Consider the following 12,908-nt stretch of genomic DNA (forward strand, 5'->3'; position numbering starts at 1 on the left):
GCCAGTTCTACCGGGGCTCCGCTTCCTACGTCCGGCACTCAGTCAGATCGACACCCCTCGCTACCAGCCCCAAAGCCGTAACTTCACGGCCTTGGCCTTTAGGCTGGACGGGCACATATCCGCGTCCGCCCCAGTGAGGTGTTCCGTGTCCCCGCGCCGCAACCGCCCCCGTGGCGGCGAGAAGCCGTACGAGACCAGCGGCGAGCCGGGTCAGCGGTACGGGAGCTTCCACCGCACCGAGACCTGGCAGGACGAGGACTGGTCGGTGCGGCACGTGGCGGGCGGCGCCGCCGCCGGGAAGCGGTACCGCTGCCCCGGCTGCGACCAGGAGATCCCCGCCGGCGTGCCGCACGTGGTGGCCTGGCCCGAGTACGGCGGGGTGGACGACCGGCGGCACTGGCACAAGGCGTGCTGGAACGCGAGGGACCGCCGCACCACGCGGGTGCAGCGGTCCCGTAACGCGCCCCGCCACTGAGGCCGGAGGGCCGTCGGCTCAGACGTCGCGCTTCTCGGTGGCGAGGAACGCCCCGGCCAGCGCGACGGCGGCGATCGCGCCCAGGATCCACAACGGGGTCCAGCCGTGCGGGCCGCCCTCGATCAGGCCGGTGTCGCTGTAGAAGGCGATGAGCAGGCTCGGGATCGAGTACTGGAAGACGAACTCCTGCACCTTCGGCAGCGACGACATGAAGATGCCGGCGACCAGCGGCAGCAGCATCACACCGATCATGATGGTGATCGCGCCGGCGGAGTGGCGGACCAGGGCGCCCACGGCGAGCGCCACGAGGCCGAGGACCGCGGTGAACAGGCCCGCGCCGATCGTCGCGCGCACCCACTCCTCCCCGGACGCCGTACCGGAATCGATCATCACGGCCTGCATGCCCGCGACGACGGTGGCGGTCACCGCCGTCACCACGAGGGTGAGCAGGAAGAAGACGATGGCCTTGGCGGCCAGCACCCGGCCGCGGCTGGGGCAGGCGGTCAGCGTCGTGCGGATCATGCCGGTGCCGTACTCGGACGAGATGGTCAGCACGCCCAGCGTGACCACGCAGATACTGCCGAGCAGCACGCCGTTGAAGCCCAGCGAGAGGACCGACTCCCCGCCCAGGTCGGTGTCGGTCGCGTTGATCGCCACGATGCTCAGCAGGCCGACGCCGACCATGAGCAGGACCATCACGCCGAGCGTCCACATCGTGGAGCGCACGGAGCGGATCTTGGTCCACTCGGAGGCGAGCGCGTCCCCGAGGTGGGCGCGGCGCACCGGGATCGGCGAGGTGTACTGCTGCTGGTAGGGGGCGGTGGTCATCGGGCGTCCTCGCTCTTGCTCAGGTCTGCGGGGGCTGCGGCTGGGGCGGGCGGCGCGGGCGGGGCCGCGGGCGCGCCCTGGTACGGCTGCGGCGGCTGGGCCACCGCGTGCTGCGCGCCCGGCTGCCCGTCGCCCGCGTACGGGTTCTGACCGGGCGGCGGCGGGGCGTACCAACCCTGCTGCGGCACCTCCGGGGCGACCGGCTGCGGCGGCGCGTACCCCATCGGGTCCGGCTGCTGCATCAGCCCGGCCCGCTGGTCGGCCGTGGAGCGGTAGTCCACGGCGCCCTGGGTGAGGCGCATGTACGCCTCCTCCAGCGACGCCTGGTGCGGTGACAGCTCCCACAGGCGTACGTCGGCGCCGTGCGCCAGGTCGCTGATGCGCGGCAGGGGCAGGCCGGTCACCCGCAGGGCGCCGTCCGGCTCGGACATGACCTGCCCGCCGGCCTCCGCGAGGACGCCCATCAGCTTCTCTCGCTGGGCGGGCTCGGTCTGCGGGGTGCGCACCCGGGCGAAGTCCGCGGAGTTGGCCGAGATGAAGTCCTTGACGCTCATGTCCGCCATGAGCTGGCCGCGGCCGATGACGATGAGGTGCTCGGCGGTGAGCGCCATCTCGCTCATCAGATGCGAGGAGACGAAGACCGTCCGCCCCTCGGCGGCCAGCGCCTTCATCAGGTTGCGCACCCAGAGGATGCCCTCGGGGTCCAGGCCGTTGACCGGCTCGTCGAACAGCAGCACCTGCGGGTCGCCGAGCAGCGCCGCCGCGATGCCGAGCCGCTGGCCCATGCCGAGCGAGAACCCGCTGGACCGCTTCCGGGCCACGTCCTGGAGCCCGACGACCCCGAGCACCTCGTCCACCCGGCGGGCCGGGATGCCGGCGAGCTGCGCCAGCGACAGCAGGTGGTTGCGCGCGCTGCGCCCGCCGTGCACGGCCTTGGCGTCCAGCAGGGCGCCCACCTGACGGGGGGCGTTCGGCAACTGCCGGAAGGGATGACCACCGATGGTCACATGGCCCGACGTCGGCCGGTCCAGCCCGAGGATCATGCGCATCGTCGTCGACTTGCCGGAGCCGTTCGGTCCCAGGAAGCCGGTCACGGTGCCCGGCCTCACCTGGAAGGAAAGGTTGTACACGGCCGTCTTGGCGCCGTAGCGCTTCGTCAGGCCGACTGCCTCGATCATTCTCCAGCCCCATCGACAGGTGGTCACGTCGTCGGGCCTGCGGCACGCTCACGCAGGACCCCCGTAAGAGGTAAGAGCGTATCCGCCCCTTGACGGTTCCAGCCATGCCGTCAGAAGTGACACCCCCTAGGCGTCCCGCCGCTTCAGCACCAGGTAGCCGCCCGCCAGGGCCGCCGCGACCCACAGCAGCATGATCCCCATGCCGCCCCAGGGGCTGTAGGGCGCCGGGTCGCTCCCCAGGGCGCCGGGGACGACCTGCATGATCGTGGAGCCCGCCTGGTCGGGGAAGTACTCGGCGACCTCCTTGGCCTTCGGCACGTTCGAGAGGATCTGGGAGATGAGGAAGAAGAACGGCACCAGGATGCCGAGCGACAGCACCGTCGAGCGCAGCATCGCCGCCACGCCCATCGAGAACACCGCCATCAGGCCCATGTAGAGGCCGCCGCCGATGACCGCGCGCAGCACGTTCGCCTCGCCGATCGCCGTACGGTGCTCGCCGAGCAGCGCCTGGCCGAGGAAGAAGCTCAGGAAGGACGTCACCAGGCCGACGAGCAGGGCCAGCGCCGCGGCCACCGCGATCTTGCTGAAGAGGAAGGCCGCCCGCTGCGGGACGGCGGCCAGCGACGTACGGATCATGCCGGTGCTGTACTCCGTGCCGACCACCAGGACGCCGAACACCACCATCGCCAGCTGGCCCAGCAGCATGCCGGAGAAGCTGACCACGGTCGGGTCGAACGTGGCCTGCTCGACGGGGGGCATCTCGTCGAACGTCTCGCGCACCAGGGCGGACAGCGCCGCGCCCATCGCGACGGTGACGATCAGGGCGCTGACCAGCGTCCAGACCGTGGAGGAGACGGTACGGATCTTGGTCCACTCCGACCTGAGGACCGCGGGTGCCGAGGCCATCGTCAGACCTCCTTCGACCACTGGGGCCCGGAGGCGGAATGCGCGTGGTACTCGACCGCCCCAGCCGTCATCCGCATGAACGCCTCCTCCAGCGAGGCCCGCTGGGCGCTCAGCTCGTGCAGGGTGATGCCATGGCGCGCCGCCAGGTCGCCGACCTGTTCGGTCGTCGCGCCGTCGACCTCCAGCGTGCCGTTCCCCGTCTCGGCCGCGGTCAGGCCGGCGCCGTGCAGCGCGTCGCGCAGCCGCTCGCGCTCCGGGGAGCGCAGCCGGACGAAACTGCGGGAGTTCCGCTGGATGAAATCCGCCATCGAGGTGTCCGCGAGGAGCCGCCCCTGCCCGATCACGATCAAGTGGTCGGCCGTCAACGCCATTTCGCTCATCAGATGACTGGACACGAAGATCGTCCGCCCTTCGGCGGCCAGCGCCTTCATCAGATTGCGGATCCAGTGAATTCCCTCGGGGTCCAGACCATTGACGGGCTCGTCGAACATCAGGATCTGCGGATTTCCCAGGAGCGCGGCGGCGATTCCCAGCCGCTGCCCCATACCCATCGAAAAACCTTTCGGCTTCTTCCTGGCCACGGCCGTGAGCCCCACCAGCTCCAGCACCTCGGAGACCCGGCTCTCCGGAATGCGGTTGGACTGCGCCAGGCACAGCAGGTTGTTGTACGCGGTGCGCCCGCCGTGCAGCCCACGGGCCTCCAGCAGCGCCCCGATGCACTTCAGCGGCTCGTCGTGCTCCCGGTAGGGCCGGCCGTCGATCCGGACCGAGCCGCCGGTCGGGTGGTCCAGGCCCAGGACCATCCGCATGGTGGTGGACTTGCCCGCGCCGTTGGGACCGAGGAAGCCCGTCACCACACCGGGGCGGACCTGGAAGGAGAGGTGGTCGACCGCCGTCTTCGTACCGAAACGTTTCGTCAGGCCCTCGAGCTCGATCACCCGTCCACGCTACGGGCGCCCCGCGCGGGCCGCCACCGGAATGACACGGCCCCTCTTCTCCCGCACCCGGCGTACGCGAAAGGGCCCCGCGAGGCCCACGCGCGCACGGCCGCCGGGCCTGCGCGTCATGGGCCCCAGGGCCCTCGGGAGGAACCGACGGAACCGACAGGGCCGGCCGGAACGCCGACTAGCGGGTCTGCTGCGCCGGGACGCCGCGGGAGACCGGCTCGTCGTCCGCCGGCGAACCCGCCGCGGCCACGGCCGCACCGGTCAGCGTCGCCAGCATCTCGCGGACGTTGGTCAGCTGGGCGTTGATCGAGTCCCGGCGGTTCGTCAGCGCCGCCAGCTCGCGCTCCGACTCGCTGCGGATACGATCCGCCTTGGCGTTCGCGTCCGCCACGATGTCCTCGGCCTGACGCTGCGCCGTCTCCACCGTCTGACGGGCCCGGCGCTCCGCGTCCGTACGCAGCTTCTCGGCCTCCAGGCGCAGCTGCTCCGCCCGGTGCTCGATCTCGGCGAGACGCTTCTCCGCCTTCGCCTGACGCGACGCCAGGTCCCGCTCCGACTGCTCCCGCCGCTTGGCGAGGTTCGTCTCGAAGTCGGCGGCCGCCTGCGCGGCCTTCGCCCGGGTCTCCTCGAAGAGCGCGTCCGCCTCCTCACGCTTGGACTGCGCGTCCTTCTGCGCCTCGGCGCGCAGCGAGTTCGCCTCGCTCTGGGCCTTCTCGACGATCCGGACGCCCTCGTCCTCGGCCTTCGCCTTCCGCTCCGCGGCGAACGACTCGGCGTCGTTGCGCACCTGCTGCGCGGCCGACTCGGCGAGCTCACGGTGCTGCTCGGCGGCGCGACGGGCCTCCTCGCGCAGGTCCTTCGCCTCCTCCTCGGCGAGACGGAGGATCTTCTCGACGCGGGCACCGAGACCGGCGTACGACGGCTCGGCGTCGCTGACCTGGGCCTGGGCGTTCTGCGTCTCGAGGTGGAGCTCCTCGATGCGCTTTTCCAGAGAGGTGATTCGGGCCAGAGCACTGTCTCGGTCGGCGACGAGTTTGGTAATGCGGTCATCCACCTGACCGCGGTCGTAACCACGCCGCACGAGCTCGAAGCCGAAGGGGGAGGAAGTGTCGCTCATGGGGTTCCTGTCGAATGAGACCGGTGAGGTGTTAGGGGGAATCCTAGGGGTCCACACGGCGTGTCTTCGAGCGGATGCCCGTTCAAACTGGAGAATGTCCAGCCTTTTGAGTGGCTTACTCGTCGGTTGACTTGCCACTCGAACGGGTAACCCCTGCTGCCGCAGTGGCCTTGACCCCGCCGTCCTTGGTACCCCCCGAAGGCGCCTCGAAAGACTCCAACGCCTCCAGCACGTCCTGGACACGGGAGATTTCGGCCTGAATGTCCTCCCGGCGGCGCACCAGCACCTCCAGCTCCCGCTTCCCCTCGGAGATCATCTGCTCGGCCTCGCGCTCCGCGTCCGCCTTGATCTTCTCCGCCTCGCGCGTGAGCGTCGCCTTCTTCTGCTCCGCCTCCTTGAGCAGCCCCTCCGCCTTCTTCACCGCCGAGATACGGACCTTGCTCGCCTCCGAGTTGGCGTCCGCCAGCAGCTCCTTCGCCTTGGCCTCCGCCTCGGCCCGCTGCTCGGTGGCCGCCTTCACCAGCTTGTCCACCCGCTCGCCCGCCGACTTCATCTGCTCGGCGCTCTCCCGGCGGGCCCGCTCGTGCAGCTCCTCGATCTCCGCCTCGGTACGCCGGCGCAGCTCCTCCGTCCGCTCCCTTATGGCCGTCGCGTCACCCCGCGCCCCGACCAGCAGCTCATCGGCGTCCGTACGGGCCTTCTCCACCAGCGAGTTGCCCTCCACCGTCGCCTCGGAGACGATCCGCTCCGCCTCCTTGCGCGCCGCGCCCACCATCGTGTCGGCCTGCGACTCCGCCTCCGCGGTGGCCCGCAGGGCCTCCTCCCGCGCCTTCGCGACGAGCTGGTCGGCCTGCTCGGCCGCGTCCGCCCGCCGCTTGGCCGCCGCCTCGCGCGCCTCGTCGACCACCCGGTCCGCCTCGGCCCGCGCCTCGGCGCGCAGTTCCTCGGCCGCCGCCTCCGACTCCGTACGCAGCCGCTCGGCCTCGGCACGGATGCGCTCCGCGGCCTGCTGCGCGGAACCGACCGTCTCGGCCGCCTCGGCCCGCAGCCGCTCCGCCTCGCCGGTCGCCTCGGCCACCAGGCGCTCGGCCTCCGCCGCGGCCTCCGCGCGCAGCCGCTCGGCCTCCGCGGTCGCCTCCGCGACCAGCCGCTCCACCCGCTCCGCGGTCTCCGCGCCGATCCGCTCGGCCTCGCCCGTCGCCTCGCCGACCAGCTGGTCCGCCTGCGCCGCCGCGTCCGCCCGCCTCTTGTCGGCGGCCCTCCGCGCCTCGTCGAGGACCTTCTCGCCGTCCGCCCGGGCAGCCGCCCGCAGCTCCTCGGCCTGTGCCTCGCCCTCCGCCTTGACCTGCTCGGCCTCGCTGCGCAGCCGCGCCGCGTCCTGCTCCGACACGGCCAGCAGCTCGGCCGCCTCGGCCGTCATCTGCTCGGCCTCCGACGTCGCCTCGCCGACCAGCCGGTCCGCCTGCGCCGCCGCCTCCGAGCGGATGCGGTTGGCGTCCTCACGGGCCTCCGCACGGGTGCGCGCCGCGTCCTGCTCGGCGGCGGCGAGCGAGTCCGACGCCTCCGTCCGCATCCGCTGCGCGTACTCGGCCGTGTCGCTCTTCAGCCGCTCCGACTCGGAGATGGCGTCCGCCATCGTGCGCTCGGCGAGCGCCTTGGCGGCATCCGCCTCCTCCTGCGCCCGCTGCCGTACCCGGCCCGCGTCCTCCGCGGCCCGCTCCCGCTCCGCGTACGCGTCGGAACGGACCCGGTCCGCCTCCTCCTGCGCCTCGCCGCGCGTCCGCTCCGCCGCGTGCTCGGCCGCCGACCGCAGCCCGGCGATCTCCTCCTCGGCCTGCTCCTGGAGCCCCGCGACCGCGTCCCGCACCTGCTGCGCGGTCTGCTCGGCGGCCGACACCATCTCGGTCGCCCGCCGGTCCGCCTCCTCGACCAGCCGCTGCGCCTCGGTCTGCGCCTCCTCGACGCGCTTGCGCGCCGACGCCAGCAGCTCCTCGCTCTGCTCGCGCGCCCGCTCCCGCTCCTGGTCGGCCTCGCCGCGCGCGGCGCCCAGCGTCTCCTCCGCCTCGCGGCGGCGCCGGTTGGCCTCCTCCCGCGCGGCGGCCAGCTCCTCGGCGGCCTCCGTCGTCACGCGCTCGGCGGCGGCAGCCGCCTCCGCGCGCACCCGGTCGGCCGACTCCTGCGCCTCCGTCTTGAGGCGCTCCGCCTCCGCGGCGGCCTCCGAACGCAGCCGTACCGCCGCGTTCTCCGCCTCCGCGCGGGCCGTCGACGCGTCCGACGCCGCCTCGGTGCGCAGCCGTTCGGCCTCCTGCTCGGCCTGCGCCTGGAGCGTACGGATGCGCTCGGCGGCCTCGCCGCGCTGCCGCTCGGTCTCCTCGGCGGCCTCGCGGCGGATCCGCTCGCCCTCGCTCCGCGCGTCGGCGAGCGCCTGCTCGGCCGCCGTGAGACGGGTCTTTGCCTCCGTGTGCAGCCGGGCCAGCTCCTCGGCGGCCTCCGCCTGCCGGGCGGCGATGCCCCGCTCGGTCTCCTCGCGCAGCGCGGCGGCTGCCTGCTCGGCCGCGGCCCGTACCGACCCGGCCTGCTCCTCGGCCTCGGTACGGAGCTCCTCGGCCTCGGCGCGGGTGCGCTCCAGCGTCTCCTCGGCCTGCTTGCGCAGCGCCGTCGACCGCTCGATCGCCTCGCTACGGACCCGCTCGCTCTCGGCCGTCGCGGCCGTGCGCAGCTCGTCGGCGTCCGCCTTCGCCTTGGTCAGCAGCTCCTCGGCGGTCTTCGCCGCCTCCTCGATCTGCTGGAGCGCCTCGCGCCGGGCCTCGCCCCGGATCCGCTCGCCCTCGGCGATGGCCTCGGCCCGCAGCTGCTCGGCCTCGCCGCGCAGCCGGCGCGCCTCCTCCTGGAGCGCGACCGTCTTGGCGCGGTACTCCTTGGTGTCGTCCTTGGCGGCGCCCTTGAGCTGCTCGGCCGTGTCGTGGGCCTCGGACCGCAGCCGGTCCGCCTCGGCCTCCGCCTCGCGGCGGATCCGCTCGGCCTCCTCGGACGCCTTGCGGGTGGTCTCCTGCGCGTCGTCCGACGCCTTGGACAGGACCTCCTCGGCGGCACGGGCCGCCTTGGCGAGCTGGGCGGCACTGTCCTCGGCCGCCGCCGTACGTGCCTTCTCGGACGCCTCGGCGACCAGCTTCTCGGCCGCCGCGCGGGCGTCGCCCAGCGCCTGCTCGGCCTCCGCCTTGAGCGCTTCGGACTCCTTCGTCGCCTCCGCCACCAGCCGGGCGATCTCCGCCTTGGCCGTACGGGTGCGCTGCTCCGTCTCCGACTCCGCGGTCGACAGCCGCCTGGCCGCCGACTCGCGGGCCTCCGCGACGACCTTGTCCGCCTCCGCGCGGGCCTCGCGCAGCCGCTCCTCCGCCTCGGCCATCCGCTGCTCGGCCGCCCGGCTGAGCTCGGCCGCCTGCTGGCGCGCCTGGTCCGACTCGGCGGTCGTCGCGCTGCGCAGCTGCTCGGCGTGGCTGGTGGCCTCCTGGGCCTGCGTGGACGCGGCGTTCAGCAGCCGCTCGGCGTCCCTGCGAGCGCGCAGCAGGATCGCCTCGGCCTCCGCGCGGGCCGTCTCCGTCTCGGCGCTCAGGCGCCGACGGGCCTCCTCGGCGAGCCGGGTGGCCTCCGCGCGGGCCGCGGCGAGCGCCTGCTCGGCCTCCGCGCGGGACTCCTCCATCAGGCGGCGGGCCTGCGCCTCGGTGCGGGCCCGCAGCTGCTCCGCCCAGGCCACGTTCTCGTTGACGTGGGCCTCGACCGTCTGGCGGCGCTCGGACAGCTCCTGGTCCAGCCGCTGGCGCCGCTGGACCGCCTCGGCGTGCAACTCCGCCTGCAGGCGCGCCTGGTGCTCGGCGTGCTCCTGCAGTATCCGCTGCGTCTGGGCCCGGGCCTCGCGCAGCTCGCGCTCGGCGTCCGAGCGCATCTGGTCGGCCTGGATCTGGGCGTTCCGCAGCAACTGCTCGGCCTGGTAGCCGATGTCGGCGTTGTCGTACGCCGGCCGGGACGCGATGGTGCGGCGCGCCTCGTGGAGCTTGGCGCGCAACACCTCGACCTGGTAACCGAGGTCCTCGGCGTGCTGGACGGCCTTCTCCCGCTCGGTCTTCAGCCGGTCCATCTCGGCTTCGAACCGCGAAAGGTGGTCGTCAGCCCGGTGGCTCTCCTGGCGTTCGTAGCCCCGCACTGCGCGGTCCCATCCGTCCCCTGGTCGCAACTCTCTTGGTACGAGCACCGTTCGCCGGCGAACGGCCCCCCGGGGAATGGTGTCAGATCGAATGGCTCGACCACGACGCCGCGGCACGGCCCCGATCCGGCCCCGGCCCGGAGCCGCCCACTCTACCGGGCCGGGAATCCGGTGGTCAGTGCTCCACGGAGGACGTCCCCGCCGAGGTCACCAGTTCCGTCAGGACGCCGTGACAGTCCTTGGGGTGCAGGAACGTGATACGGGACCCCATGGACCCGATGCGCGGCTCGTCGTACAGAACCCGCACACCCTTTTCACGGATCGCGGCGGCGTCCCCGTCGACGTCCGCCGTGCCGAAGGCGATGTGGTGGACGCCCTCGCCGTTCTTGGCGAGCCACTTGCCCACGGCGGAGTCCTCGCGGGTGGGCTCCAGGAGCTGGAGGTAGGAGGCGCCTCCGTCGGAGGTCTCGTTGATCTTGAGCATGGCCTCGCGGACCCCCTGCTCCTCGTTGACTTCCTCGTGGAACACCTCGAAGCCGTACGTGGCACGGTAGAACTCAACGGTCTTGTCGAGGTCGAAACAGGCGATCCCGATGTGGTCGATTCGCGTCAGCATGGGACCAGTGCAGCGCCAAGGAGGTGGTTACGCAACGTGCGCGCCATCACACTGGCCGCCCGGTGACCAGGACACGTACCGCTCAGTACATTGGCGGTAAACCCTCGTTCACTCCCACATCCAAGGGGCCGTGCCTCATGTCTGGAACGACCGGTACCACCTCAGTCATCGTCGCGGGCGCACGCACGCCCATGGGCCGTCTGCTCGGCTCGCTGAAGACCTTCTCGGGCGCCGACCTCGGCGGGTTCGCCATCAAGGCCGCGCTGGACCGGGCCGGCATCGGCGGTGACCAGGTGCAGTACGTGATCATGGGCCAGGTGCTGCAGGCCGGCGCCGGCCAGATCCCCGCCCGTCAGGCCGCCGTCAAGGCCGGCATCCCCATGAACGTGCCCGCGCTCACCATCAACAAGGTGTGTCTCTCGGGCCTCGACGCCATCGCGCTCGCGGACCAGCTGATCCGCGCCGGCGAGTTCGACGTCGTCGTGGCCGGCGGCCAGGAGTCCATGACGAACGCGCCGCACCTGCTGCCCAAGTCCCGCGAGGGGTACAAGTACGGTGCGATCGAGATGATCGACGCCATGGCGTACGACGGCCTCACCGACTCCTTCGAGAACATCGCCATGGGCGAGTCCACGGAGAAGCACAACACGCGCCTGGGCATCGCCCGCGAGGCGCAGGACGAGATCGCGGCCCTCTCGCACCAGCGGGCCGCCGCCGCGCAGAAGAACGGCCTCTTCGAGGCGGAGATCACGCCCGTCGAGATCCCGCAGCGCAAGGGCGAGCCGGTCGTCTTCAGCAAGGACGAGGGCATCCGGCCCGAGACCACGGCGGAGTCCCTGGGCAAGCTCCGCCCCGCCTTCGCCAAGGACGGCACGATCACGGCGGGCACCTCCTCCCAGATCTCCGACGGCGCCGCCGCCGTGGTCGTCATGAGCAAGGCCAAGGCCGAGGAGCTCGGCCTCGACTGGATCGCCGAGATCGGCGCCCACGGCAACGTGGCCGGTCCCGACAACTCCCTCCAGTCCCAGCCGTCGAACGCCATCCGGCACGCGCTGAAGAAGGAGGGGCTGGACGTCGCCGACCTCGATCTGATCGAGATCAACGAGGCGTTCGCGGCCGTCGCCGTCCAGTCAATGAAGGACCTCGGGGTGTCCCCGGAAAAGGTGAACGTCAACGGCGGCGCGATCGCGCTCGGGCACCCGATCGGCATGTCCGGCGCCCGTGTCGTCCTGCACCTGGCGCTGGAGCTCAAGCGGCGCGGCGGCGGGGTCGGCGCGGCTGCGCTGTGCGGCGGCGGCGGTCAGGGTGACGCGCTGATCCTCCGCGTCCCGGGCAACGGCAAGTAATCCTCGCTGCGAGTAAGGAGCTACGTACGTGAAGGTGGACGTCCCCGCACTGGTCGCCCAGGCACGGGAGGGCCGGCCGCGCGCCGTGGCCCGGCTGATCTCGCTCGTGGAGGGGGCGTCCCCGCAGCTCCGTGAGGTGATGGCGGCGCTGGCCCCGCTCGCGGGCGGTGCGTACGTGGTGGGCCTCACCGGCTCGCCCGGCGTCGGCAAGTCGACGTCGACGTCGGCGCTGGTCACCGCGTACCGGCGGGCCGGGAAGCGGGTCGGCGTGCTCGCCGTCGACCCGTCGTCGCCGTTCAGCGGCGGCGCGCTGCTCGGCGACCGGGTGCGGATGTCCGAGCACGCGTCGGACCCCGGCGTCTACATCCGCTCGATGGCGACCCGGGGACACCTGGGCGGGCTGGCGTGGGCCGCCCCGCAGGCCATCCGGGTACTGGACGCGGCCGGGTGCGACGTGGTGCTCGTCGAGACGGTCGGCGTCGGGCAGTCGGAGGTCGAGATCGCCTCGCAGGCCGACACCTCGGTGGTGCTGCTCGCGCCCGGAATGGGCGACGGGATCCAGGCGGCGAAGGCGGGCATCCTGGAGATCGGCGACGTGTACGTCGTCAACAAGGCCGACCGGGACGGTGCCGACGCGACCGCGCGCGAGCTGAACCACATGCTCGGGCTCGGTGAGTCACGCGGGCCCGGCGACTGGCGGCCGCCCATCGTGAAGACGGTCGCCGCGCGGGGCGAGGGCGTCGACGAGGTCGTCGAGGCGCTCGAGAAGCACCGCGCGTGGATGGAGGAGCGGGGCGTCCTCGCGGAACGCCGCCGCGCGCGGGCGGCGCACGAGGTCGAGACGATCGCGGTCACCGCCCTGCGGGAACGGATCGGCGACCTCCACGGCGACCGGCGCCTGGACGCGCTCTCGGAGCGCATCGTCGCGGGCGAACTCGACCCGTACGCGGCGGCCGACGAACTGGTCGCGGGCCTCACCGGCCACTGACGCGCTGCCCCCTGCGGGGGGACCGGGTCGCCGCCCCGCGGGGCGAGCCGGGGTCGGTTGCGGCCGGTGGGCCCCGCCCCACCACCCACCCGCGGAGTCCGCGCGGCTCGCCGGTGGGGCCGAACGGGCCGGGGCGGCGAGCCCGGGGGACCAGCCCACGCTGTCCGCCGGGCCGGGGCGGCCGGACGGCCGGTCGCCGGGTGCGGGCCGTGGGATGCTCCTATGGCTGTCAAGCCGCTGGAGCGAGGTCGGTTTGAGTGATTCGTTCGGTTGGTGTGCTGGTCAGGGCGCGGTAGACCTCGCGGG

The 12,908-nt window shown here is 72.8% G+C and carries 10 protein-coding genes; 3 read left to right on the forward strand and 7 right to left on the reverse strand.

The genetic code is table 11. The features are described 5' to 3' along the window. Positions 1–145: 145 nt before the first annotated feature. On the forward strand, positions 146–475 hold the full coding sequence (locus AC07DW_RS31275; RefSeq protein ID WP_478861034.1) for an ATP/GTP-binding protein: 330 nt from the start codon (positions 146–148) through the stop codon (positions 473–475). An 18-nt stretch (positions 476–493) separates the two neighbouring features. Here the strand turns inward: AC07DW_RS31275 and AC07DW_RS31280 are convergent, their stop codons facing one another. The 7 genes from AC07DW_RS31280 to mce form a co-directional block, all read right to left on the reverse strand. Further along, entirely contained in the window at positions 494–1,303 is an 810-nt protein-coding gene (locus tag AC07DW_RS31280) for an ABC transporter permease (RefSeq protein WP_478861035.1), read from the reverse strand. Beyond that, complete coding sequence (locus AC07DW_RS31285) at positions 1,300–2,481, reverse strand: ABC transporter ATP-binding protein (protein ID WP_478861036.1); 1,182 nt, start codon at positions 2,479–2,481, stop codon at positions 1,300–1,302. The genes AC07DW_RS31280 and AC07DW_RS31285 overlap by 4 nt, the downstream gene beginning before the upstream one ends. 126 nt (positions 2,482–2,607) lie before the next feature. After that, positions 2,608–3,387 carry an ABC transporter permease gene (locus AC07DW_RS31290; RefSeq protein WP_478861037.1) on the reverse strand — a complete coding sequence of 260 codons (780 nt, stop codon included), beginning with the start codon at positions 3,385–3,387 and terminating at the stop codon, positions 2,608–2,610. 2 nt (positions 3,388–3,389) lie between these two features. Next, a complete protein-coding gene (locus AC07DW_RS31295; RefSeq protein ID WP_478861038.1) occupies positions 3,390–4,325 on the reverse strand; it encodes an ABC transporter ATP-binding protein in 936 nt (311 codons plus the stop codon). Positions 4,326–4,512: 187 nt separating this feature from the next. Next, complete coding sequence (locus AC07DW_RS31300) at positions 4,513–5,451, reverse strand: cellulose-binding protein (RefSeq protein ID WP_478861039.1); 939 nt, start codon at positions 5,449–5,451, stop codon at positions 4,513–4,515. Between the two features lie 115 nt (positions 5,452–5,566). Beyond that, positions 5,567–9,652, reverse strand: coding sequence for a polarized growth protein Scy (gene scy / locus AC07DW_RS31305; RefSeq protein WP_478861040.1), 4,086 nt, complete (start codon positions 9,650–9,652; stop codon positions 5,567–5,569). Positions 9,653–9,827: 175 nt separating this feature from the next. Further along, positions 9,828–10,268, reverse strand: coding sequence for a methylmalonyl-CoA epimerase (gene mce / locus AC07DW_RS31310; protein WP_344427096.1), 441 nt, complete (start codon positions 10,266–10,268; stop codon positions 9,828–9,830). Between the two features lie 137 nt (positions 10,269–10,405). Here mce and AC07DW_RS31315 point away from each other — a divergent pair, with 137 nt between their 5' ends. Both AC07DW_RS31315 and meaB read left to right on the forward strand, forming a co-directional pair. Then, on the forward strand, positions 10,406–11,614 hold the full coding sequence (locus tag AC07DW_RS31315) for an acetyl-CoA C-acetyltransferase (RefSeq protein WP_478861041.1): 1,209 nt from the start codon (positions 10,406–10,408) through the stop codon (positions 11,612–11,614). Positions 11,615–11,642: 28 nt separating this feature from the next. Beyond that, positions 11,643–12,602 carry a methylmalonyl Co-A mutase-associated GTPase MeaB gene (gene meaB, locus AC07DW_RS31320; protein WP_478861042.1) on the forward strand — a complete coding sequence of 320 codons (960 nt, stop codon included), beginning with the start codon at positions 11,643–11,645 and terminating at the stop codon, positions 12,600–12,602. Positions 12,603–12,908: the final 306 nt, after the last annotated feature.

It is taken from the genome of Streptomyces sp. NPDC045701, from assembly GCF_056432045.1.